Origin of the sequence: Pseudoxanthomonas sangjuensis, assembly GCF_010211755.1 — a bacterium.
Classification (GTDB): Bacteria; Pseudomonadota; Gammaproteobacteria; order Xanthomonadales; family Xanthomonadaceae; genus Pseudoxanthomonas_A; species Pseudoxanthomonas_A sangjuensis.
Map to the genome: position 1 here is coordinate 125,963 of NZ_PDWR01000006.1, position 21,660 is coordinate 147,622.

The following is a 21,660-nucleotide window of genomic DNA, read 5'->3' on the forward strand; positions in this document are numbered from 1 at the left end:
GGTTGCGGCCGGAAGGTCGCGACCCTAGGCTCGGGCTCCTCATCCGTACCGGAGTCCGACCATGCGCCGCCATCCCCTTGCCATCGCCACGCTTGCCGCCCTCGCCATCGGCCTGGCGGCCTGCGAGCGCAGCCCGTCCTCCGCCGAAACCACCCCCGCCGCGACCGCCGCGGCGGCAACGACGATCGGCATCGACCTGGCCGGCATCGACCAGGCGGTGAAGCCGGGCGACGACTTCGAGGCGCATGCCAACGGCGCGTGGGCGGCGAAGGCCACGATCCCCGACGACCGTTCCAGCATCGGCGCCTTCCTGGTGGCGTTCGAGAAGGCCGAGCAGCGGCAGAAGGAACTGGTGCAGGGCCTGGCCGCGTCCAGCCCCGCCGCCGGCAGCGACGAAGCGCGCATCGCCGACTACTACAACGCGTTCATGGACGAGGCCGGCATCGAGGCCAGGGGCATCGCGCCGCTGCAGCCGGAGCTCGACGCGATCGCCGCGATCGCCGACAAGACCGCGCTGGCGGCGAAGCTCGGCGCCGATCTGCGCGCCGACGTCGATCCCCTCAACGCCACCGACCTGACCACCGACCGCTTGTTCGGCCTGTTCGTCTCGCAGGGTCTCGACGACCCGTCGAAGAACATCGGCTACCTGCTGCAGGGCGGGCTGGGCATGCCCGACCGCGACTACTACCTGTCCGGCGACAAGGAAATGGCCGACCTGCGCGACAAGTACCGGGCCTACATCGCCGCGCTGCTGCGGCAGGCCGGCATCGCCGACGCCGAGGCGAAGGCGAAATCGATCTACGCGCTGGAAGAGAAGATCGCCAAAGCGCACGCGCCGATCGCCGACACCCAGGACGTGCACAAGGCCAACCACGTGTGGGCGCTGGCCGACTTCGCCAGGCGGGCGCCGGGACTGGACTGGAACGCCTATTTCGAGGCCGCCGGGCTCGATGCGCAGCCGGCGCTCGACGTGTGGCAGCCGGATGCGATCGGCGGGCTGTCGAAGCTGGTCGCCAGCGAACCGCTGGACGCGTGGAAGGACTGGCTGGCGTTCCATGCGCTCGACCGCAATGCCGCACTGCTGCCGAAGGCCTTCGCCGACCTGGCGTTCGGCTTCCACGGCACCGCGCTGCAGGGCACGCCGAAGCAGCGCGACCGCTGGAAGCGCGCGATCGGCGCGGTCGATGGCGCGCTCGGCGACGCGGTCGGCAAGCTGTACGTGGCGAAATACTTCCCGGCCGCGTCGAAGCAGCGCATCGAGCAACTGGTTGCCAACCTGCTGGCGGTGTTCCCCGAACGCATCGACAAGCTCGACTGGATGAGCGCCGAAACCAGGGCCAAGGCGAAGCAGAAGGTCGCGACGATGAAGGTCGGCGTCGGCTATCCGGACGCATGGCGCGATTATTCGTCGCTGGAGATCAGGGCCGACGACGCGCTCGGCAACGCGCAGCGCGCCGAACTGGCCGAATACCGCCACCAGCTGGCCAAGCTGGGCCAGGCGCCGGACAAGGGCGAGTGGTGGATGACGCCGCAGACGGTCAACGCGGTGAACCTGCCGCTGCAGAACGCGCTGAACTTCCCCGCGGCGATCCTCGAACCGCCGTTCTTCGACCCGAACGCCGACGACGCCGCCAACTACGGCGCGATCGGCGCGGTGATCGGCCACGAGATCAGCCACGGCTTCGACAACCTCGGCGCCGAGTTCGACGCCGACGGCCGCCTGCGGAACTGGTGGACGCCGGCCGACGCCGAGCACTTCAAGGCCGCCGGGCAGAAACTGGTCGCGCAGTTCGACGCCTACGAGGCGCTGCCGGGCCTGCACCTGAAGGGCGAGCAGGAACTGGGCGAAAACATCGCCGACCTGGCCGGGCTGGCGGTGGCCCACGACGCCTACCGCAAGTCGTTGGACGGCAAGGAGGCGCCGGTGATCGACGGCCTGAGCGGCGACCAGCGCTTCTTCCTCGCCTATGCGCAGGCGTGGCGTTCGAAGATCCGCGACGCCGCGCTGCGCGCGCGCATCGCCACCGACGTGCACGCGCCGGCGCGGTTCCGCGCGCAGATCGTGCGCAACCTCGACGCGTGGTACCCGGCCTTCGACGTGCAGCCGGGCCAGCAGCTGTACCTGGCGCCGGAGCAGCGGGTCAAGGTCTGGTAACGGGCTTCCTGCTTTCCCGCGAGGGGCAGGGCCGGGAGGGGCAGGGCGTTCCGCCGCGACGCGGCGAACTGGAATCGCCCCATCCCCGCCCGATCCGTCCGGCCCGCCGCGGCGAGCCGGACGTCAGGATGGCCTGCGCGGCACGGCCCTCCTTCCTCTGGGAAAGGGAAGGTCCGGACTCGCCGCAGTCGCGCGCCAGCCATGGCGCGTCGCCCGCGGCGGCCCGATGGCCGTTCGGCCGGCCCCGCCCGGCGGCATCAGGCCCCGCGCAGCGCCTCGGTCACCGGCAACCGCGCTGCGCGCAGCGCCGGGAACAGGCCGCCGACGAAGCCGATCGCCAGCGCCCACTTGATCCCGGTCCACAGCACGCCCGCCGAAACCTTGAAGTCGAAGGTCAGCTGGCCGACGCCGCCGGCCAGGGTCGAGGCGGTGAAGCCGTTGAACACCAGCCACGCCAGCGCACCGCCGAGCAGTCCGCCGAGCAGCGCCAGCAGCATCGTCTCCAGCATCACCGCCACCACCACCGGCACGCCGCGGAAGCCGATCGCGCGCAGCGTGGCGATCTCGCGCGCACGCGTGGCCACGGTGGCGAACATCGTGTTGAGCGCGCCGAACACCGCGCCGATCGCCATGATCGCGCCGACCACCATGCCGATGATGCGGATCACCTTGGTCATGCCTTCGGACTGCTTGCTGAAGTAATCCAGCGTGGTGCTGGCGTCGACGTCGAGGCGCGGATCGGCCGACAGCGCGGCCTTGAAGCCCTTGAACGCGCTTGCGCCGGTCAGTTTCGCGGTCACCGAGGTGCGCGAACTGCCGCGACGGTAGGTGGTGGCGACGATCTCGGCGTCGGCCCACAGTTCCGAATCCATCGCGTCGCCGGAATGGAACACGCCGACCACGTCCCACGACTGGTTGCCCAGCTTGATCCGCTTGCCCGGTTCCAGGCCGGCGAACTGGCGCTGCGCGCCGGTGCCGGCAACCAGCTCGCGGCGGCCGCTGGCGAACTTGCGCCCGGCAACGATCTTCACGTCCGGCCGCACCATCCACGCCGCGTCGCCGACGCCGCGCAACTGCACGCTGCCGTCCTCGTCGGGCAGGCCGCCCTTGAGCGGCAGGTTCGCGGCGACCACCAGTTCCGGCGAGACCAGCGCGCGGCCCTGCGCATCGCGGGCGATGCCCGGCGCTTGCGCGATCACGGTGACGCTGTCGTGCATCAGCGTCGACATCACTTCCGCCGCCGATGCGCCGCGCAGCACGATCGCGCTGTCGGCGCTGCCGCTCTTGCGCAGCGTTTCGCGGTAGCCCTCGGCCATCGCCAGCAGCGCGGCCAGCACCGCGACCACGCCGGCGATGCCGACCACGATCACCGAGGATGCGCCGATGCGCTGGCGCAGCGTGCTCAGCCCGACCTGGGTCACCGAACCGGCCTGGCGGCCGCGCCGGGTCAGCAGCAGCCACAGCGCGAATGCGGCGGCCAGCGCAAGCAGCACGAACCACGGCGAAACCAGCCAGATCGCGATGCCGGCGACGGTCACCAGGAACCACAGCAAACCCTTGAGGAATTTCATGACGTTCTCCCGTTCCTATCGGCCGGCCAGTGCATCGACGATGTTCAGGCGCATCGCGCGGATCGCCGGCAGCGCGCCGACCAGCAGGCCGATGCCGACCATCAGCGACAGGCCCAGCAGCCAGCTGCTGGCGCCGACCGGCGGCATGTTGATCACGCCGCCGCTGCCCAGGGTCAGGATCGGCCCGAGCAGCGCGGCCAGGCCCAGGCCGAGCACGCCGCCGATCAGGACCAGCAGCACCGATTCGGCCAGCACCAGGCCGAGCACGCTGCCGTCGCGGAAGCCGATGGTCTTCAGCACCGCCAGTTCCGGGATGCGCTCGCGCACCGCCTGCGCCATCGTGTTGCCGGTCAGCAGCAGCAGGGTGAAGAACACCGCGCCCATGATCGAGCCGACGATCAGGCCGATGTCGGCGGTCTGCTTCATCCACGACGCCGCGGCCGCCGCCTCGGTCATGGTCTTGGTTTCGTGATCCGAGTTGGCCGACAGCGCGTCGATCGCCTTGGCCACGCGGTCGGCCTGGTTGGCGTCGCGCACGCCGCTGACGTACCAGCCGACCTGGCCGCGGTTGTACGGCGTCGATTCGTCGAAGTATTTCCACTGCATCAGGATCATCTGGTCGTACCAGCCGCCACTGGCCTTGTCCTTCGGCTTCATCACCCCGACGATGTCGAAGGCCCAGTTCTTGCTGCCGTCGCGGTTCGGGAAGATGGTCGAGATCAGCGGCAGCCTTTGCCCCACTTCCCAGCCGAAGCGCTTCATCAGGCCCTCGCCGACCAGCACGCCGGTGCGGGTGGCATCGAATGCCTCGCGCTGTTTCGGGTCGACCTCGATTTCCGGGTACAGGTCCAGGTAGTTCGGCGCCACCGCGAAGCTGAAGATCTGGTTGTGCGGGTCCTGGTAGGCGCCGCCGAACCAGTTCGCATAGGTCACCGCCTTGACTCCGTCGGTCGCGGCGATGCGCGCGTCCAGCGATTGCGGCAGGGTATCGATGAACGACAGCCGCGACTGGGTCTGCAGGCGCGAAGCGCCCTGCGCGCTTTGCCCGGCCTGCTCGAAGCTTTCGCGCACGCCGTTGAGCAGGCCGAACAGCAGGAACGCGGCCAGGATCGATACCAGGGTCAGGATCGTGCGGGTCTTGCGCCGGAACAGCTCGGCCCAGATCAGGTGCAGGTATTTCATGATGCGGTTCCTTTTCCGGTCGTCATCCCGGACGCGGCGCGGGCCATGCTTTTGCGGCGAGGCGGACCGGACATCGGAGCGGCCGGCTTCGCCGTTGGAAAGCGCTTCCCGCTGCGCCCGGGATGGCGAGTCAATAGGCGTGCGCGGCCTGCTCGACCAGCGTGCCCTTGTCGAGGTGCAGGGTGTGGCTGGCGTACTCGGCCGCCTTCGGGTCGTGCGTCACCATCACGATGGTCTTGCCGTGCTCGCGGTTCAGGGTCTGCAGCAGGCCGAGGATCTCCTCGGCGCTCTGCCGGTCGAGGTCGCCGGTGGGCTCGTCGCAGATCAGCAGGGTCGGGTCGGAGACGATGGCGCGGGCGATCGCCACGCGCTGCTGCTGGCCGCCGGACAGTTCGCTGGGCTTGTGCGACTTGCGCTCGGCCAGGCCGACCAGGGTCAGCGCGATCTCGGCGCGGCGCTTGCGTTCGGCGCCGCCGAGGCTGGTCAGCAGCAGCGGCAGTTCGACGTTCTTCTGCGCGGTCAGCATCGGCATCAGGTTGTAGAACTGGAACACGAAGCCGACGTGGTTGCTGCGCCACTGCGACAACTGGCCGGCGCCGAGGCGGTTGATGTACTCGCCGTCGACCTCGATGTCGCCGGAGGGCGGCGAATCGAGCCCGCCGATCAGGTTCAGCAGGGTGGTCTTGCCGGAACCGGACGGGCCCATCAGGGCGACGAAGTCGCCGCGCTCGATGTCCAGGTCCAGGCCGTGCAGCACGTGGACCTTTTCCGGGCCGCGCTGGTAGGTCTTGCTGAGGTTGCGGATCGAAACCAACGAAGACATGACGTTACCTCGGTGTCGTTGCGATGTTCGGTGGGTGCGCCCGGGCGCATCCTTCGGTACGACGGACGGGAAGCCCCGTTTTCGACACCCGTCCCGGGCGGTTGGCCGCGGCGGGGCAATCCCCGCGCGCGGATGTTTCAGTCGGCCGCCGCCGCGACCGGTTTCACTCTGGCGCCGTCCTCCAGCTCCGCCGGCGGGTCCAGCACCACGGTGTCGCCGGCGGTCAGGCCGTCGCGCACCTGGCGGTCGTTGCCGAGCGCCATGCCGGTGCGGACCTTGCGCCGTCGTGCCCGGCCTTCGTCGTCGACCACGAAAGCCACGTCCTCGCCGTCGCGCTCGACGATGGCCGCCGCCGGTGCGCGCACGCCCTGCGGCGCCTGCGCGGCCTGCGGCTTTTCGGCCTCGAGGAAGCTGACGTTGACGCCCATGTCGGGAACGATGCGCGGGTCCTTCTGCTTCAGCGCGATGCGCACCTTGACCGTGGCCTTGCCGCGGTCGGCGGTGGGAATGATCGCGATGACCTCGGCCGGGATCTTCCAGTCGGGGTAGGCGTTCAGCGTGGCCTCGACCGGCATCTTCGGCTGCACCCGGCCGATGAAGGCCTCGCCGACGTCGACCTCGACTTCCAGCGAATCCATGTCGACGATCGTGCCGATGCCGGTGCGGGTGAAGCCGCCGCCGGCCGACAGCGGCGAAACGATCTCGCCCGGCTGCGCGGCCTTGGCCACGACCACGCCGGCGAACGGCGCGCGCACCACGGTGTTGTCGACGCCGAGGTCGGAAATGGCCAATGCGTCGGAAGCGACCCGGGTGTTGCGCTGCGCGGCCTGCAGTTGCGCGCGCAGCGTGTCGCGCTGCGCCAGCGCCTGCTCGTATTGCGAGCGCGACACCAGCTGCTGGCCGGCCAGTTCCCGCAGGCGCGACGCGTCGGCCTCGGCCTGCTTCAGCTGCGCCTGCACCCGGGCGACCTCGCTGCGCGCGGCCAGCAGCTGCGAGGCCGACAGCCGGCGCTGCGCATCGGCGTCGATCGGGTCGAGCGTGGCCAGCACCTGGCCTTCCTCGACGCGCTGGCCTTCCTCGATCAGCACCTCGCGCACCTTGCCGGTGATCTTCGCCGACACGGTGGCCATGCGCCGCGCGACCACGTAGCCGGTGGCGTCGAGCACCGACGCCGCATCGCCGTTGCCGATCGCCGCGACCGTCGCGGTGCGGACCTCGAGCGGTTTCGCCCGCGCGAACGCGAACCAGCCCAGCGCCGCCAGCAGCAGCAACGCGACCGCCGCCAGAGCGATCCACCGCCCGCGTCGCGACGGCGGCGCGGGCGGTGGTGGTTTGCGGTCGATGCGCAGTTCCTTCAGCAGTTCGGCGGAAGCGTTCATGCAGGATCCGGGCGGTGGGGCGAAAGGCGAAGTGTGACTGCATCGCGTTGCCCTGCCAACCGCCGCGGCCGGTCGCGCGCGGTCATTCGCGGCCCACCGCGCCGGCTTGCGGCCAGTCGCTGTCGCCGATGCGCTCGAGTTGCATCTCGATGAACGGCACCGGCAACTGCCCCGGCAGCGTGCGCAAGCCGGTTTCGTGCCAGGCGCCGTCGTTGACCGTGGCGACGTAATGCATGCGCATCGGCCCGGCCGGCATGCTCCAGGCGAAGCCGTCGGCGGTGGTCTCGAACGGCGCGTCGACGACGTGGCCCTGGGCATAGGAGCGCATCGAGTAGCGCTTCGTGTCCGGGTCGTAGGAGATCACCGCGAAGGCGTTGAACGCGGTCGCGCCGTCCTTGTCGTAGCTGCGGCCCTCGATCAGCTTCACCGTGCCGTCGAGCAGCGGGCCGATGCGTTCGGTGTGGGTGGTGGTCAGCTTGGCGCCGTTCGGCAGGTCGATCGTGGCGGTGCCGCGCCACTGCCCGTCGAGCGCGTCGAGCGCGGCCATCGCCTCCTTCTGCGCGGCGACGCGCGCGACGTTGTCGGGCGGCGGCTGTTGCGCGGCGGCCGTCGCGACGGCGGCCATCAGGGCCAGTGAAGCGGTGCGTGCGAAAGCGACAGTGTTCATTCCCGGGTCTCCGCTGGTGGTGGGTGGTATCGCGCGGTCAGCCCGCGCCGATCAGTTGCTGCAGCGCGGCCAGGTGCCGCTTCAGCGCGTCGTTGCCTTGCGCGGTCAGCCTGTACCAGGTGACCGGTTTGCGTTCGACGAAATCGCGGCGCAGCTCGACGTAGCCCTCGTCCTCCAGCCGGCGCAGCTGCGCGCCGAGGTTGCCGTCGGTCAGGTCGAGCTGCTGCTTGAAGCCGGCGAAGCTGACTTCGCCGTGCCGCGCCAGCAGCACCGCGATCGCCAGCCGCGCGCGGTGTTCGAACGCGGGATCGAAGCCGGTGAACGCCTGTTTCACGCCCGCCCGCCCTGCGCGCGCGCGCGCCGCGCCGCCAGCCCGGCCCAGGCCAGCGCCACGGCGATGACCACGCCGGCGATCGTCCAGGTGTAGGGCAGGGCGAAGGCGGTCAGCAGCGCGTACGCGGCCAGCATCAGCAGCCCGGCCCACAGCAGCGAGCGTTCCAGGTGCACGCCGGCCAGCGCGTACAGCAGGCCGGTGGTGAACAGGAAGCCGGCGCCGCCCTGGCGCGGCGGGACGCGTTCCAGCAGCAGCGGCAGCATGGTCAGCAGGTAGGCCAGGCCGCCGATGCCCCAGTGCAGGCCGTAGCGCCGGCCCAGCTCGCGGTCGTTGATCCCGCTGCGCCGCGCGTCGCGCTCGCCCAGCCACCAGCTCAGCGCGCCGCCGCCGAACCCGGCGACCAGCCAGTACGCGCCGAAGATCCGCGGCAGGTGCTGGCCGAAATCGACCAGCGGGAAACCGACCGCGATGATCGCGGCCCACAGGAAGAAGATCGCCGGCACGCCGGCGGGGCGGGCGCGGCGGCGGGCCGCCGTGGCGATGTAGTCGAGGTCCTGCTTGAGCTGGTCGTTTTCGGTCATGGCACGGGCCCGCAATGGGAGTTCACGTACAGAGTACTCTAAAAAATAGAGTAGTCAACTGCCAAATGTCCGAAACCCCTGCCGGTCGTGCCGCGGCGTGAGCCGGCCGCCGGTTCGGCGTACGCTGCGGCCTTCCAAACCCGAGGGGAAGGCCATGAAGACGGAACGTCCGCGCTGGTTCTGGGTCGTGTCGGTGCTCGCGCTGTTGTGGAACCTGGTGGGGCTGGCGATGTTCTGGGTGGAGGTCACGCTGTCGCCGGCGGCGGTGGCGGCGCTGCCGCCCGAACAGCAGCAGATCCACGCGGCGATGCCGCAGTGGGTGTACGCGTTCTTCGGCATCGCGGTCGTCGCCGGCGTGCTCGGCGCGCTGGGCCTGCTGCTGAAGCGGCGCTGGGCCGCGCCGCTGCTGCTGGTTTCGCTGCTGGCGGTGGCGGTGCAGATGGCGTCGGCCTACGCGACCACGCCGGTGTGGGCGCTGACCGGCGCCGCCGGCGCGGTGTTCCCGCTGGTCCTGGTCGTGATCGGCCTGCTGCTGTGGCTGTTCGCGCGCAAGGCCGCGGCGCGCGGCTGGATCGGCTGACTCAGCCGATCCAGTAGCGTCGCTTCGGCCCGGGCGAGCCGGGAACGGTCGCGACGTCCTCGAGCACGCCGCCGTTGCGCTCGATCGCCTTGATCGAAGCCCGGTTGTCGTCGTCGCAGGTGACGAGGATGCGGCGTATCCCGAGTTCGCCGCGGGCGATGCCGACGGCCTTCGCGAGGATCGCGGTGGCGTAGCCGCGGCCGCGGAATTCCGGGACCACGACGTAGCCGATGTGCCCGCCGAAGCGTTCCAGCGCGTCGTTCAGGTGGTGCCGGATCGACGCGCGGCCGACGATCCGCGCGCCATCGAAGGCGAACAGGAAGGTCGACGGGACGTGGTCCGGCGTCGGCAGGCCGATGCCCAGCCGCTGTTCGCGCAGCCGTTGCAGGTAGGCCGCGAACGCCATGCCTTCGTCGTGGTAGTGCAGGAACGTCGGACAGCCCGGCGTCGTCGCCCGGTGCGCGCGCAGGAATTCGGCTTCCTCGTCCGGGCGCGGCAGCCGCAGTTCCAGGCCGGGATGCAGCGCCGCGCAGTGCATCAGCCGGCGCGCACCTTCAGCAACGCATAGGCCGACCGCAGGCCCAGCGCCTCGCCGCCGGTCGGGCGGCCGGGGCGGTCGCTGTCGTTCCAGGCGTAGGTGTCCAGGTGCGCCCACGGCGTGCCGGCCGGCACGAAGCGTTCGAGGTACAGCGCCGCGGTGACCGCGCCGGCCATGCGCGAGCCGGCGTTGGCCAGGTCGGCCGGGTGGCTGGTCAGGTAGCGCAGGTACGGGCGCCACAGCGGCATGCGCCAGACCGGGTCGCGGGTCGCGTCGGCGGCGGCCAGCCATTCGCCGGCCAGCGCATCGTCGTTGGCGAACAGCGCCGGCAGGTCCGGGCCCAGCGCGATCCGCGCCGCGCCGGTCAGGGTGGCGAAGTCGACGACGAAGTCGGGCTTCCGTTCGCCGGCGCAGGCCAGCGCGTCGCACAGCACCAGCCGGCCCTCGGCGTCGGTGTTGTCGATCTCGACGCTGATCCCGGCGCGGGTCGCGATGATCTCGCCGGGGCGCAGCGCGTTCGGGCCGATCGAATTCTCCACCGCCGGCACCAGCACGGTCAGGCGCAGCGGCAGCCTGCGCGCCATCGCCAGCCCGGCCAGCGCCAGCGCGTGCGCGGCGCCGCCCATGTCCTTCTTCATGTGGCGCATGCCGTCGGCCGGCTTGATGTCGAGGCCGCCGGTGTCGAAGCACACGCCCTTGCCGACGATGGCGACGTGCGGATGCGCCGCGTCGCCCCACGACAGCGAGAGCAATCGCGGCGCGCGGTGCGAGGCGCGGCCGACCGCGTGGATCGCCGGGAAGTTCTTCGCCAGCAGTCCGTCGCCGCTCACGACCTCGATGGCCGCGCCATGCGTTTGCGCCAGGTCGCGCGCGATCGCCTCCAGTTCGTCCGGCCCCATGTGCTCGGTCGGCGTGTTGACCCAGTCGCGCACGCGGACGCAGGCGGCGAGCACGTCGAGCGCTTCGGCGTCGGCGCGCTCCAGCACCAGTCGAGCGGCTTCGCGCGCCGGTTTCTTGTAGCGGCTGAACCTGTAGGCGCCGAGGCCCCAGCCCAGCTGCAGCGCCGCCGCGCGCGCGCCGTCGCCCGCTGCGTTCGCCGGTTTCCAGTCGCCGGCCGGCAGGCCGTACGGCGCATGCGCATACGCATACGGATCGAGCGCGTCGCCGACGCCGATCGCCGCGCCGGCGACGCCGTCGGCGCCCGGTAGCAGCAGCAGCGAGCCGGGCGCGGCGGAAAACTTCTGCGCGTCGATCCACGCCTGCGTCGCCGCCGGCTGCGCGTCGCGCCACGACGGGAATCCCGTCGCGTCGAGCACGTGCAGCGGCAGCGCGTTGGCGGCGTCGTGGGAATAGGCGGCGGGCAGTTCGCTCATCGGATTGTCCGGAATCGGCTGGCCCTTCGACGTCGCGCCTGCGGCGCTGCGCCCGGGGCGAGCGGGGGTGGGAAGTCAGTTCGGGTGCGAATCCAGCCAGTCGGCCAGTTCGGCGAGGGAGGAGAACTCGAGGTCGGGGCGCGGCACGCCGTCCGGCCAGGCCGCGACCTCGCCCGCTTCGTTCGGCCGGTTCAGCCAGCAACTGCGCAGGCCGGCGCGCGCGGCGCCGAGCGCGTCCAGTTCGACATGGTCGCCGACGTGCAGCACTTCGTGCGGCTGCAGGTTCAGCTGCGCGCAGGCGGCGTGGAAGAACGAGGCCTCGGGCTTGGCCGCGCCGTGTTCGCGCGAATGCAGGCGGGCGACGAAGCGGTCGGCCAGGCCGATGCGATGCAGGTCGGCGTTGCCGTTGCTCAGCGACGCGAGCGGCACGCGCGCGCGCAGCCGGTCCAGCGCCGGCAGCGTGTCCGGGTAGAACTCGACCCGGTTGCGTTCGGCGTAGAACGCCTCGTAGGCCTCGTCGAGCCGGTGCAGCGCGCCGCCGCTTTCGCGCAGCGCGATCTCCAGGGTCAGCCGGCGCAGCGCGCTCAGGTCGTGCAGCAGCTGCGGGTTCTCGGCGAACACGCGCTCGCGCAGTGCGCGCATCGCCTCGATCGGGAACATCCGCGCGGTGGCCGGGCTGTGCTCGCGCAGCCACGCGTCGAGCACGCGCTCGATGCGCGCGCCGACCGGCGGGAACGGCCACAGCGTGTCGTCGAGGTCGAGGGTGATGGCGCGGACGGTAAAGCTCATCCGGGGATTTTACGGCACCGGGGCCATGCCATCCGGTCCGCGGCACGGCGCAAATCGCCAGGCCCGTCCGGATCGCTGCGGCCCCCGTTCGCGACTTGCGTCGCTTCCGCGGCGCGGGAGGCTGCGATCCGGCCTCAGCGCTCCGACAGCTCGGTCGCCGCCTCGGCCGGCAGGGGCGCGACGGCCGGCGTTTCGGCCTCGAAGTCTTCGTCGACCAGCGGCTCTTCCGGCAACGGCCCGCCGGCCGTGTCGGCGTCCGCCCCGGTCGCATCGGCGAAGCCGCCGACCGCCGCCTGCGCGCCGGCGAACAGGTTCGCGACCGCGCCGACCATGCGCAGCACGCGCGGGCCGTTCAGCGCGGCCAGCGGTTCGGCGCGCCCGGCCAGGAAGCCGGCGACGAGGCCGGCCGAAACGATCCGCCACGGCGTCCAGCCTTCGCGCCACGCGCGCCTCACTTCGCCCCAATGCTGCAGCGCCTGCTGCTGGCGGCCCTCGAGCAGGCGCTCGCGGCGTTGCACGCGGCGTTGCAGGGCGGCGAACTTCACGTGGCGTCGTCCTCGCCGCTGCCGCCGATGCCCAGCTTCGCCAGTTGCCGGCGGGTGGCGTCGAGGCGGGTGTGCTCGAAGTAGCCGGCCATCTTCCACGCGCCGAACGCGGCGATCGCCAGGCTCAGCCCCGCGGCGACGCCGATCGCGCCCAGCCACGACAGGCCGAGGCGCTGCAGCAGCGAAACCAGCGCCGCCATCAGCAGCAGCCACGACGAGGCGGCGAACACCACGACCACCGCCAGCCACAGCAGCGCGCGCACCAGCGCGGCGCGGGCCAGCGCCAGGTCGGCGGCGACCAGGCCGCGCAGCGCGCGACCGGCGTCGACCGCGCTGGCGAAGCCGGCGCGGCCGGCGTCGCCGAACTGGCGCAGGCTTTCCTCGAGCGAAGGCGTCGGCTTGCGCTCGTCGTCTTCGCCGGACGGCGTGCCGGGCGTGTCCATGCGGGGCGGGGCGGCCGCGGCGGCCGCTTACTTGTCGCTGCCGCCGCTGCGCGCGAGCTTGGCGACGATCCAGCCGGCGGCGAAGGCGACGCCGAACGAAACCAGCGGGCGCTCGCGGATCAGCTCGGCGGCGCTGTCGATCAGGTCGCGGCCCTTGTCCATCAGCGCGTCCATCTGTTCCTTCGCGGCGGCGCCGCCGGATTCGGCGGCGGCGATGCCCGACAGCGCGCTGTCGGCCAGTTCGGCCTTGACGTTCGCGCGACCCAGCTTCAATTCGTCGCCCGCGGCCGAAGCCGCGCCCTTGAGCGCTTCGCCCGCGGCCGAAGCGGCCGACTTCAGGTGCGAGCCGGCCTCGCTCAGGTTGCTCTTCACGGCATCGGTGGCGGTGGGGGTGGTGCTCATCGTCTTCTCCTGCGGTGGATGGGACGCGGCCAATCTAGCAGGTCGCAGCGCAAGCGGTCGTTATCGGTTCATTGCATCGGCGCGGTCCAGAGCCGCCCGCCGCGCAGCACCTGCAGCACCAGCTGTTGCGGCTTGCTGTCGAAGCTGGCGCGGAAGCTGGCCAGGTCGCTGAATTCGCCGCTGCTGGCGGCGACGATCAGGTCGCCGGCGCGCAGGCCGTTCTTCGCCGCGCGGCTGCCGCTGGCGACCTTGTCGATCTGCACTGCGCCGGCGATGCGGTTGCTGCGCAGCCGCTGGCGGGTGTTCTCGTCGAGTTCGCGCAGGCTGGCGCCCTGCAGGCGCGGGTCGAGGCTGCCGCCGTCGAGCTGGCGCACGCTTTCCTTCAGCGTCGCCGACAGCCGCAGCGGCTTGCCGTCGCGGCGCACGTCCAGCGCCACCCGGCTGCCGACCGGCTGCAGGCCCTCGAAGTTGTGCAGCGCCGAGGCGTTGTCGACGCGCTGGCCGTTCGCGCCCAGCACCACGTCGCCGGGCTGCAGGCCGGCCGCGGCCGCGGCCGAACCCGGCCAGACCCGGGTCACCAGCGCGCCGCGCGGCGTTTCCAGGCCCAGCCCCTTGGCCAGGCGCGCGTCGACGTCCTGGGTCTCGACGCCGAGGCTGCCGCGGCGCACTTCGCCGGTGGCGAGCAGCTGCTGCTCGACGTCGCGCGCCAGGTTGATCGGGATCGCGAAGCCCAGGCCGATGTTGCCGGCCATGCTGCCGCGCGGATTGAAGCTGGCGGTGTTGATGCCGACCAGCTCGCCCTGCAGGTTGACCAGCGCGCCGCCGGAGTTGCCGGGGTTGATCGAGGCGTCGGTCTGGATGAAGTTCTGGAAGCCGGCCACCGGGATGCCGCTGCGGCCGACCGCGGAAACGATGCCCGAGGTCACCGTCTGGCCGAGGCCGTACGGGTTGCCGACCGCGACCACGAAGTCGCCGACCTGCAGGTTGTCGCTGTTGGCCAGCGGGATCGCGGTCAGGCCGCCGGCCGGGATGCGGATCAGGGCGACGTCGGTGTCCGGGTCGGAGCCGATGAATTCGGCCTCGACCGTGCGCCCGTCGGCCAGCGTCACCGACACGCCGTCGGCGTTCTCGACCACGTGGTGGTTGGTCAGCACGTAGCCGCGCTGCGCATCGATGATCACGCCCGAGCCGAGCGCGCGCTCGACCCGCTCGCGCGGCATGTCGGGGATGCCGAAGAAGCGGCGGAAGACCGGGTCGTCGGCGAGCGGCCCCAGCGGGCTGGCCACGCGCACGGTCTGCTGGCTGTACACGCTGACCACCGCCGGCAGCACCCGCTTCAGCATCGGCGCCAGCGACGGCAGGGCCTTGCCGTCGACCGCGGTCGGCAGGGCGGCGACCGCCGGCGCCGTCGCCGGCGCGGCGGGGGCCGGCGCGGCCTGCGCCGGCTGGTCGAAGGTTTCGCGCAGGGCGGTGGCGGCGAAGCCGCCGAACGCGGCGGCGGCGGTCAGGGCGAGCAGGGTTCGGGTCGAGCGCTTCATCGGCATGGCGGGGCGGCGGGTTCCGGGGGGGGATGAGGGCCGCCGGCCCCGAAACCAAGAGGTGCGCGGGCCCGGCGGCAAGCTGAACGAGTCTGCGTATCGCCCATTAACCCCGCGATGAAGTTGCGCCCGGGGACCGTCGCGGCCGGGGGGATGCAGCTTCCCGCCGGATCGGTTGACAGGCCGGCGCCCCCGGCGTAGTTTGCGAATCTCGCGCCGCCACTACATATTGGGGTCTGGCGTGAAACAAACCCATAAGGAATGGGGTTTACGACAGACAAGGGACAGTCTGGGGGGCGAAGATGAACAGCGGAAACACAAGGGTTTTACCGGGCGTTCGTCACAATTCGGCAACCCATCCGGGCAGCCCGGCAGGCGTGGAACATCCGCGCCGGCCCGCGGCGCCTTCGGCCCGTTCCGGGCATTAGCCCGGGCGCGGCGGCGAACGGCATACGGATTTGGTCGGCAACAACAAGTAATGGTCGGTCCATCGATCACCAACAGGGAGAACGACAACAACATGAGCACGGTGCGTCTTGAGGCAGTGAAAAAGGAAGAAGCGGCGCGGGTCATCCCGATGCAGCCGGCCTCGCAGGACATCTGGGACAAGAAGTACCGGCTGAAGACCAAGCAGGGCGAGCCGATCGACGCCGACATCGACGGCACCTACCAGCGCGTGGCCCGCGCCCTGGCCGATGCCGAGCCGACCGAGGAAAAGCGCGCCTACTGGAACGAGCGCTTCCTGTGGGCGCTGCGCCGCGGCGCGATCCCGGCCGGCCGCATCACCTCCAATGCCGGCGCGCAGGCGCACAAGCCGGCCACCAGCACGATCAACTGCACCGTGTCGGGCACCATCGAGGACTCGATGGACGGCATCCTCGACAAGGTCCACGAGGCCGGCCTCACCCTGAAGGCCGGCTGCGGCATCGGCTACGAGTTCTCGACGCTGCGCCCGAAGGGCGCGTTCGTCGCCGGCGCCGGCGCGTACACCAGCGGGCCGATGTCGTTCATGGATATCTACGACAAGATGTGCTTCACCGTGTCCTCGGCCGGCGGCCGCCGCGGCGCGCAGATGGGCACCTTCGAGATCTCGCACCCGGACGTGAAGGACTTCATCCGCGCCAAGCGCGAGGACGGCCGCCTGCGCCAGTTCAACCTGTCGCTGCTGATCACCGACGGCTTCATGCAGGCGGTCGAGGACGACGCCGACTGGCCGCTGGTGTTCCCGCTGAACGTCAAGGAGAAGGCCGACGTCGACCTCGAGGACGCCGACAAGGTGGTCTGGCGCGACTGGCCGACGCACCGCAACTACATCGTCCGCGACGACGGCCTGGTCGCCTGCAAGGTCTACGGCCACATCCGGGCGCGGCACCTGTGGGACATGATCATGGTCTCGACGTACGACTACGCCGAGCCGGGCTTCATCCTGATCGACCGCGTCAACGAGATGAACAACAACTGGTGGTGCGAGAACATCCGCGCGACCAACCCGTGCGGCGAGCAGCCGCTGCCGCCGTACGGCGCCTGCCTGCTCGGCTCGATCAACCTGACCACCTTCGTGCGCAAGCCGTTCACCGCCGAGGCCAGCTTCGACTGGGAGGAATACAAGGAAGTCGTGCGCGTGTTCACCCGCATGCTCGACAACGTGGTCGAGGTCAACGGCCTGCCGCTGGAGCAGCAGCGCAACGAGATCCTGCGCAAGCGCCGCCACGGCATGGGCTTCCTCGGCCTGGGCAGCACGCTGACCATGCTGAAGATGAAGTACGGCAGCAAGGAATCCTGCGAGTTCACCGAGCGCATCGCCCGCGACATGGCGGTGGCCGGCTGGGAAACCGGCCTGGCCCTGGCCGAGGAGAAGGGCCCGGCGCCGATCATGGACGAGGACTTCGCGGTCACCGCCGAGATGCTGCGCAAGCGCCCGGAGATGAAGCAGGACGGCTGGAAGGTCGGGCAGAAGATCAAGGGCCGCGTGCTGCACGCGAAGTACTCGCGCTACATGCAGCGCATCGCCTCGGTCGAGCCGGCGCTGGTCGACAAGCTGGCCAAGGTCGGTTCGCGCTTCACCCACCACAGCTCGATCGCGCCCACCGGCACCATCAGCCTGTCGCTGGCCAACAACGCCAGCAACGGCATCGAGCCGTCGTTCGCGCACCACTACAGCCGCAACGTGATCCGCGAGGGCAAGAAGACCAAGGAAAAGGTCGACGTGTTCAGCTACGAGCTGCTGGCCTACCGCGAACTGGTCAACCCGAAGGCGATGCCGTTCGCCGAGGACGCCGACGCCAAGTTGCCGGACTACTTCATCAGCGCCGACGACATCACCCCGAAGGAGCACGTCGACGTGCAGGCCGCGGCGCAGAAGTGGGTCGACTCGTCGATCTCGAAGACCGCGAACGTGCCCACCGACTACCCGTACGAACAGTTCAAGGACATCTACCGCTACGCCCACCAGCAGGGCCTGAAGGGCTGCACCACGTTCCGCTTCAACCCGGCCGCCTTCCAGGGCGTGCTGGTCAAGGAGGCGGACCTGGAGAACACCACCTACCGCTTCGAGCTGGAAGACGGCAGCGTGGTCGAGGTCAAGGGCAACGAGCAGATCGAGTACGACGGCGAGCTGCACACCGCCGCCAACCTGTTCGACGCGCTGAAAGAGGGCTACTACGGCAAGTTCTGAGCGGGCGGGAGTGCGCCCCTCCCGCGTTCGCGGGGGAGGGGAAGGCCGAAGGGCAGGCGAGGGGGCGAACGCAGCGGGCCTGCTTTCCCCCTTCACGCCGGAGGGGTATAGCATCGTCGTCGCGGCCGTCCCCCATCGGCCAGTCGGAGGTTCCAATGGCTAACGAAAAAGGTGTGGCGGCGACGCTGACCGAGGTCGCCGGGAACGTGAAGGACCGGGCGGTGGTCAAGGCCGCCGAGATCGGCGAGGCGGTGGCGCACAGCGAGGCCGTGGCCAGGGCGGCGAAGGTCGCCAAGGAAACGGTGGCGAAGGCGCAGACCCGCCTGGCCAAGGCGAAGAAGGTGGTCGAGAAGCGGACCGTCGCGGCGAAGAAGGCGGTGAAGAAGACCGTAGCCCAGGCGAAGAAGAACCTCGCCGCGGCCAGCGCCGGCGCCAGGGCCGAGGCCGCCACGCTGAAGGCGAAGAAGACGGCGAAGAAAGCTGCGGCCAAGAAGACCGTGGCGAAGAAGGCCCCTGCGAAGAAGGCAGCAAAGAAAGCGGTGAAGAAGGTGGCGAAGAAAGCCGCCGCCAGGAAATGAACGACCCCTCTCCCGCCCGCGGGAGGGGGAAAGGCGCGAAGCGCCGGGGGTGAGGGCACGGCTCCACCCGCGAAACCAACAACCAGCGACAACGCAACAGGACACGCACGCAATGGCCGTCAAGATCGACAAGAAAATCAAGGGATACGCCGTCGTCACCCCGGAAGACAAGGAAAAGGCCGTGCAGGGCGCCTCGGTTTCGATGGCGCAGGCCGAGGCGGAACTGCCGAAGGCCGACATCATCCAGATGCACGAGCGCATCGAGCGCCCGGAGGTGCTGATCGGCAGCACCTACAAGATCAAGTCGCCGCTGGTGGAGCACGCGATGTACGTGACCATCAACGACATCGTGCTCAACGCCGGCACCGAGCACGAGCTGCGCCGCCCGTTCGAGATCTTCATCAATTCCAAGTCGATGGAGCATTTCCAGTGGATCGTCGCGCTGACCCGCATCATGTCGGCGGTGTTCCGCAAGGGCGGCGACGTGACCTTCCTGGTCGAGGAAATGAAGGCGGTGTTCGACCCGCGCGGCGGCTACTTCAAGGCCGGCGGCGTGTACATGCCGTCGCTGGTGGCCGAACTGGGCGCGATCGTCGAAGACCACATGAAGTCGATCGGCCTGATCCACGACCCGGAAATGAGCGCGCACCAGCGCGCCATGCTGGCCGAGAAGCGCGCGCAGTACGAGGCGCGTTCAAAAAAAAACTCTGACGTGACCGAAACGCCGGTCGTGGTGACCGGCGCCGTCGAGGAAATCGCCGTCACCGGCGAAGGCGCCAGCTTCCCGCCGTCGGCCAGCATGTGCAGCAAGTGCAACACCAAGGCGCTGGTGCTGATGGATGGGTGTGCGACTTGTTTGAACTGCGGATACAGCAAATGCGGCTGATTCGCCGCGCTAGCAAGTAGGGGAAGGGTCTGTCCGGGCGCGTAAAAGCTTGGATTTTTAGCTCATAAGTTTAGATTCATGGCTTAATAAGCTTAGAAGGGCCCTCCGGGGCCCTTTCTTTTTGCACCGTGACTCGCAGGAGATGATTTGCAGCAAGATCAATCTTCCCCAACGTCAATTTCCTGGCTGTAGATCTGTTGTCCGTCGACTGAGACCGAAATAAAATTCTGGCCGTATGCCCAAGCCTGCTCAGGTCTTAGTCGGAAGGTCCAGAAGCTTGCACCAGGCACGGAGATGTCTGTTGTCTGCCGATTTCCGACCCCGCCGAAACTCGCAGAGACTATCCTCGTCGATAATCGAACGGGAAAATTGGCGACTGTCTGATCGGCGTTGTAACGAACCGTCACGGCGATCTCTTCCTTTTCCTTGAACCGGGTCCGAGCCTCCGTCACGAATGGCTGGTTATCGCTAGTGCCTATGAGTACTCCGGTGACAGCCAGTGTTGAGGGCCGCGATGCTTGGGCATTTGACGCTTCTTGACGAACGCTGGGATCGTCCTCTGAAGGATGCTGCTTGTTGGGTTGAGAAAACTCATCCGGCGACCGCCTAATCAAGGCAGGAATCAACGCGGCGCCAATGATTGCTGCGGCACCAATAAGGGCGACGTAGATCTGAGTTCGGGAGTTCATGCGCTTCTCTCCAGGAGGCGTCTGCCAACTCTAAGACATTGGTCATTGTTTTCTTACCAGAGCTGGATTCGGGTGTAGGGGCATCCTTCCTCGTGCCGGCCATGGAACCGCCGTGGCTCCGTGAGGATTTCCAGGCAAAGGCCAATGCGTCTTGATGCTCTAGCCGGTTCGGCTGCCTAACCCTTTGACATTTCTAGATGTTTTCCGTCTCCATTGATGAGACTACTGCGGCTAGAATGCGTCGCTAAGGGGATGGTTCAAAAGCCGCATAGCTGGATTCGCCCAAAAGGGTCGCGGATGGCCTGTCCCCACCTTTCTAGATTGGGACGCAGCATGCATTGGATCGCCGCTTCAGAAAAAGACACCGTCGCCGCCACGCTTGAAAAGCGCTTGTGGGATGCAGCCGATCAGTTCCGAGCAAACTCTGGTCTGAAGGCGCAGGAGTATTCCGGTCCCATTCTGGGATTGATCTTCCTTCGCTTCGCCGAAGTGCGCTTTTCTGCCCAGCTTGCGAAGTTGGAGAAAGCCGGAGCCAGCTCCCGTCGCGGTAGCCGAGTGGATGAGCCGGCTGCCTACCATGCAGAAGGTGTATTGTTCCTCGCACCAGAGGCCCGCTTCGACTACCTGCTGACCCTGCCGGAGGCCGCCAACATCGGTGCGAAGGTCAACGCGGCCATGCGCGAGATCGAAAAGGCCAACCCGCAACTGGCCGGCGTGCTCCCAAAGACCTACAACCTGTTCACCGGCACCCTGCTGAAGGAGCTGCTGAAGAAGGTGTCCGAGATTCCGGCTACGGTGGATTTCGATGCCTTCGGTCGCATCTACGAATACTTCCTGGGTGAGTTCGCCCGTACCGAGGGCCAGAAGGGAGGCGAGTTCTACACGCCGGCCAGCATCGTCAAGCTGCTGACTGAGGTGATCGAGCCGTTCCACGGCCGCATTCTCGATCCAGCCTGCGGCTCCGGTGGCATGTTCGTGCAGTCGGCACGCTTCGTGGCCGAGCACCAGAAGAACCCGGCCGCAGAGCTGGCCATCTGCGGCGTAGAGAAGACGGACGAAACCGGCCGCCTGTGCCGCCTCAACTTGGCCGTGCACGGGCTGGAAGGCGACATCCGTCATGGCGGCGACAACAATAGCTACTACCTCGATCCGCACAACGCTACGGGCCAGTTCGACTTCGTGTTGGCCAATCCGCCGTTCAACGTCAACGCGGTGGACAAGGAGCGATTGAAGGACATGGTGGGTGCGGGCCGCCGCTATCCGTTCGGCCTGCCGCGCACGGACAACGCCAACTATTTGTGGATTCAGCTCTTCTATTCGTCGTTGAACGCTACAGGCCGCGCCGGCTTCGTGATGGCCAACTCTGCGTCCGACGCCCGCTCCAGTGAGCAGGATATCCGCCAGAAGCTGATTGAAAGCCGTGCGGTGGACGTGATGGTGGCTGTGGGTCCCAACATGTTCTACACGGTGACGTTGCCTTGCACGCTGTGGTTCTTAGACAAGAGCAAGGCCAAGACGGAGCGAGCCGATACAGTGCTATTCATCGATGCCCGCCACATTTACATGCAGGTGGATCGTGCGCATCGCGATTGGACGCCGGGGCAAATCGGTTTTATCGCCAACCTTGTTCGGTTGTATCGTGGTGAAGCGCCGGATTTCACTTTTGGCGGTGAAGAAGCGGAAGTGAAGCTGAAGGGGATCTTCGGTAAGAGGGGTTCTACCCCGAAATCACGGACGGTTGTAAAAGGGCTGAGAACTTCTGGTCTTGCCTGGCGACCCTTCGTCGCATCCTCGGGTTGTGGAACCGCTCGATGTATTCGAACACATCAGCCCTCGCGGCATCGAGCGTTGGGTAGGTCATGCGGTAGACCCGCTCGCGCTTGAGCAGGCCGAAGAAGCCTTCGCACGCGGCGTTGTCACCGCAGTGGCCCAC

21 protein-coding genes and 1 pseudogene are annotated in these 21,660 nt (G+C 68.9%); 6 read left to right on the forward strand and 16 right to left on the reverse strand.

The features are described from left to right. Window positions 1-61 precede the first annotated feature (61 nt). Window positions 62-2,155: a M13 family metallopeptidase gene (locus CSC71_RS04825; protein ID WP_162373211.1), complete on the forward strand. Its 2,094-nt coding sequence runs from the start codon at window positions 62-64 to the stop codon at window positions 2,153-2,155. 257 nt (window positions 2,156-2,412) lie between these two features. Here CSC71_RS04825 and CSC71_RS04830 read toward each other — a convergent pair whose 3' ends face one another. From CSC71_RS04830 to CSC71_RS04860, 7 genes are all read right to left on the reverse strand, one after another. After that, window positions 2,413-3,726, reverse strand: coding sequence for an ABC transporter permease (locus tag CSC71_RS04830; RefSeq protein WP_162373212.1), 1,314 nt, complete (start codon window positions 3,724-3,726; stop codon window positions 2,413-2,415). Window positions 3,727-3,741: 15 nt separating this feature from the next. Beyond that, window positions 3,742-4,908, reverse strand: coding sequence for an ABC transporter permease (locus CSC71_RS04835; protein WP_162373213.1), 1,167 nt, complete (start codon window positions 4,906-4,908; stop codon window positions 3,742-3,744). 130 nt (window positions 4,909-5,038) lie between these two features. Further along, a complete protein-coding gene (locus tag CSC71_RS04840) occupies window positions 5,039-5,731 on the reverse strand; it encodes an ABC transporter ATP-binding protein (RefSeq protein ID WP_162373214.1) in 693 nt (230 codons plus the stop codon). 137 nt (window positions 5,732-5,868) lie between these two features. Then, window positions 5,869-7,110, reverse strand: coding sequence for an efflux RND transporter periplasmic adaptor subunit (locus tag CSC71_RS04845; protein WP_162373215.1), 1,242 nt, complete (start codon window positions 7,108-7,110; stop codon window positions 5,869-5,871). A gap of 82 nt (window positions 7,111-7,192) precedes the next feature. Then, the gene (locus tag CSC71_RS04850; RefSeq protein ID WP_162373216.1) at window positions 7,193-7,777 is read right to left on the reverse strand and encodes a DUF1579 domain-containing protein; all 585 of its coding nucleotides are present in this window, start codon (window positions 7,775-7,777) and stop codon (window positions 7,193-7,195) included. 37 nt (window positions 7,778-7,814) lie between these two features. Continuing rightward, window positions 7,815-8,111: a winged helix-turn-helix domain-containing protein gene (locus tag CSC71_RS04855; protein ID WP_162373217.1), complete on the reverse strand. Its 297-nt coding sequence runs from the start codon at window positions 8,109-8,111 to the stop codon at window positions 7,815-7,817. After that, window positions 8,108-8,692 carry a hypothetical protein gene (locus tag CSC71_RS04860; protein ID WP_162373218.1) on the reverse strand — a complete coding sequence of 195 codons (585 nt, stop codon included), beginning with the start codon at window positions 8,690-8,692 and terminating at the stop codon, window positions 8,108-8,110. The genes CSC71_RS04855 and CSC71_RS04860 overlap by 4 nt, the downstream gene beginning before the upstream one ends. 154 nt (window positions 8,693-8,846) lie before the next feature. Here CSC71_RS04860 and CSC71_RS04865 point away from each other — a divergent pair, with 154 nt between their 5' ends. Continuing rightward, window positions 8,847-9,272 carry a hypothetical protein gene (locus CSC71_RS04865; protein WP_162373219.1) on the forward strand — a complete coding sequence of 142 codons (426 nt, stop codon included), beginning with the start codon at window positions 8,847-8,849 and terminating at the stop codon, window positions 9,270-9,272. Between the two features lies 1 nt (window position 9,273). Here CSC71_RS04865 and CSC71_RS04870 read toward each other — a convergent pair whose 3' ends face one another. The 7 genes from CSC71_RS04870 to CSC71_RS04900 form a co-directional block, all read right to left on the reverse strand. After that, window positions 9,274-9,810: a GNAT family N-acetyltransferase gene (locus tag CSC71_RS04870; RefSeq protein WP_162373220.1), complete on the reverse strand. Its 537-nt coding sequence runs from the start codon at window positions 9,808-9,810 to the stop codon at window positions 9,274-9,276. Continuing rightward, the gene (locus CSC71_RS04875; RefSeq protein ID WP_162373221.1) at window positions 9,810-11,183 is read right to left on the reverse strand and encodes a leucyl aminopeptidase family protein; all 1,374 of its coding nucleotides are present in this window, start codon (window positions 11,181-11,183) and stop codon (window positions 9,810-9,812) included. The genes CSC71_RS04870 and CSC71_RS04875 overlap by 1 nt, the downstream gene beginning before the upstream one ends. Window positions 11,184-11,258: 75 nt before the next feature. Next, entirely contained in the window at window positions 11,259-11,972 is a 714-nt protein-coding gene (locus CSC71_RS04880; RefSeq protein ID WP_162373222.1) for an HAD family hydrolase, read from the reverse strand. Between the two features lie 134 nt (window positions 11,973-12,106). Then, window positions 12,107-12,517, reverse strand: a complete 411-nt coding sequence (locus CSC71_RS04885; protein WP_162373223.1) for a protein sip-5 — start codon at window positions 12,515-12,517, stop codon at window positions 12,107-12,109. After that, window positions 12,514-12,960: a phage holin family protein gene (locus CSC71_RS04890; protein WP_162373224.1), complete on the reverse strand. Its 447-nt coding sequence runs from the start codon at window positions 12,958-12,960 to the stop codon at window positions 12,514-12,516. Before CSC71_RS04890 ends, CSC71_RS04885 begins: the two co-directional genes overlap by 4 nt. Window positions 12,961-12,987: 27 nt before the next feature. Beyond that, entirely contained in the window at window positions 12,988-13,362 is a 375-nt protein-coding gene (locus tag CSC71_RS04895; protein ID WP_162373225.1) for a hypothetical protein, read from the reverse strand. A 68-nt stretch (window positions 13,363-13,430) separates the two neighbouring features. Beyond that, window positions 13,431-14,900 (reverse strand): Do family serine endopeptidase, encoded by a 1,470-nt coding sequence (locus CSC71_RS04900; RefSeq protein WP_170295384.1) that lies wholly within the window; start codon window positions 14,898-14,900, stop codon window positions 13,431-13,433. Window positions 14,901-15,420: 520 nt separating this feature from the next. Here CSC71_RS04900 and CSC71_RS04905 point away from each other — a divergent pair. The 3 genes from CSC71_RS04905 (at window position 15,421) to CSC71_RS04915 (ending at window position 19,038) form a co-directional block, all read left to right on the forward strand. Further along, window positions 15,421-17,574, forward strand: coding sequence for an adenosylcobalamin-dependent ribonucleoside-diphosphate reductase (locus CSC71_RS04905; RefSeq protein ID WP_162373246.1), 2,154 nt, complete (start codon window positions 15,421-15,423; stop codon window positions 17,572-17,574). Window positions 17,575-17,729: 155 nt separating this feature from the next. Then, window positions 17,730-18,152 (forward strand): hypothetical protein, encoded by a 423-nt coding sequence (locus CSC71_RS04910; protein WP_162373227.1) that lies wholly within the window; start codon window positions 17,730-17,732, stop codon window positions 18,150-18,152. 112 nt (window positions 18,153-18,264) lie between these two features. Next, entirely contained in the window at window positions 18,265-19,038 is a 774-nt protein-coding gene (locus CSC71_RS04915; protein ID WP_162373228.1) for a TSCPD domain-containing protein, read from the forward strand. 158 nt (window positions 19,039-19,196) lie between these two features. Here CSC71_RS04915 and CSC71_RS04920 read toward each other — a convergent pair whose 3' ends face one another. Beyond that, entirely contained in the window at window positions 19,197-19,727 is a 531-nt protein-coding gene (locus CSC71_RS04920) for a hypothetical protein (protein ID WP_162373229.1), read from the reverse strand. Window positions 19,728-20,060: 333 nt separating this feature from the next. Here CSC71_RS04920 and CSC71_RS04925 point away from each other — a divergent pair. After that, window positions 20,061-21,401 (forward strand): annotated as a pseudogene (locus CSC71_RS04925) (type I restriction-modification system subunit M); the annotation flags it as partial. A 43-nt stretch (window positions 21,402-21,444) separates the two neighbouring features. Here the strand turns inward: CSC71_RS04925 and CSC71_RS15520 are convergent. Continuing rightward, the coding region (locus tag CSC71_RS15520) for an IS3 family transposase (protein ID WP_162373230.1) at window positions 21,445-21,660 on the reverse strand (216 nt) is incomplete at its 5' end.

Excerpts from the sequence above, each read along its gene's own strand:
- CSC71_RS04850 (WP_162373216.1), bottom strand. The coding sequence starts at position 7,777 with ATGAACACTGTCGCTTTCGCACGCACCGCTTCACTGGCCCTGATGGCC.
- CSC71_RS04880 (WP_162373222.1), bottom strand. The coding sequence starts at position 11,972 with ATGAGCTTTACCGTCCGCGCCATCACCCTCGACCTCGACGACACGCTG.
- CSC71_RS04910 (WP_162373227.1), top strand. The coding sequence starts at position 17,730 with ATGGCTAACGAAAAAGGTGTGGCGGCGACGCTGACCGAGGTCGCCGGG.
- CSC71_RS04915 (WP_162373228.1), top strand. The coding sequence starts at position 18,265 with ATGGCCGTCAAGATCGACAAGAAAATCAAGGGATACGCCGTCGTCACC.
- CSC71_RS04830 (WP_162373212.1), bottom strand. The coding sequence starts at position 3,726 with ATGAAATTCCTCAAGGGTTTGCTGTGGTTCCTGGTGACCGTCGCCGGC.
- CSC71_RS04825 (WP_162373211.1), top strand. The coding sequence starts at position 62 with ATGCGCCGCCATCCCCTTGCCATCGCCACGCTTGCCGCCCTCGCCATC.
- CSC71_RS04875 (WP_162373221.1), bottom strand. The coding sequence starts at position 11,183 with ATGAGCGAACTGCCCGCCGCCTATTCCCACGACGCCGCCAACGCGCTG.
- CSC71_RS04840 (WP_162373214.1), bottom strand. The coding sequence starts at position 5,731 with ATGTCTTCGTTGGTTTCGATCCGCAACCTCAGCAAGACCTACCAGCGC.
- CSC71_RS04920 (WP_162373229.1), bottom strand. The coding sequence starts at position 19,727 with ATGAACTCCCGAACTCAGATCTACGTCGCCCTTATTGGTGCCGCAGCA.
- CSC71_RS04905 (WP_162373246.1), top strand. The coding sequence starts at position 15,421 with ATGAGCACGGTGCGTCTTGAGGCAGTGAAAAAGGAAGAAGCGGCGCGG.
- CSC71_RS04865 (WP_162373219.1), top strand. The coding sequence starts at position 8,847 with ATGAAGACGGAACGTCCGCGCTGGTTCTGGGTCGTGTCGGTGCTCGCG.
- CSC71_RS04835 (WP_162373213.1), bottom strand. The coding sequence starts at position 4,908 with ATGAAATACCTGCACCTGATCTGGGCCGAGCTGTTCCGGCGCAAGACC.
- CSC71_RS04870 (WP_162373220.1), bottom strand. The coding sequence starts at position 9,810 with ATGCACTGCGCGGCGCTGCATCCCGGCCTGGAACTGCGGCTGCCGCGC.
- CSC71_RS04845 (WP_162373215.1), bottom strand. The coding sequence starts at position 7,110 with ATGAACGCTTCCGCCGAACTGCTGAAGGAACTGCGCATCGACCGCAAA.
- CSC71_RS04895 (WP_162373225.1), bottom strand. The coding sequence starts at position 13,362 with ATGAGCACCACCCCCACCGCCACCGATGCCGTGAAGAGCAACCTGAGC.
- CSC71_RS04890 (WP_162373224.1), bottom strand. The coding sequence starts at position 12,960 with ATGGACACGCCCGGCACGCCGTCCGGCGAAGACGACGAGCGCAAGCCG.
- CSC71_RS04900 (WP_170295384.1), bottom strand. The coding sequence starts at position 14,900 with ATGAAGCGCTCGACCCGAACCCTGCTCGCCCTGACCGCCGCCGCCGCG.
- CSC71_RS04860 (WP_162373218.1), bottom strand. The coding sequence starts at position 8,692 with ATGACCGAAAACGACCAGCTCAAGCAGGACCTCGACTACATCGCCACG.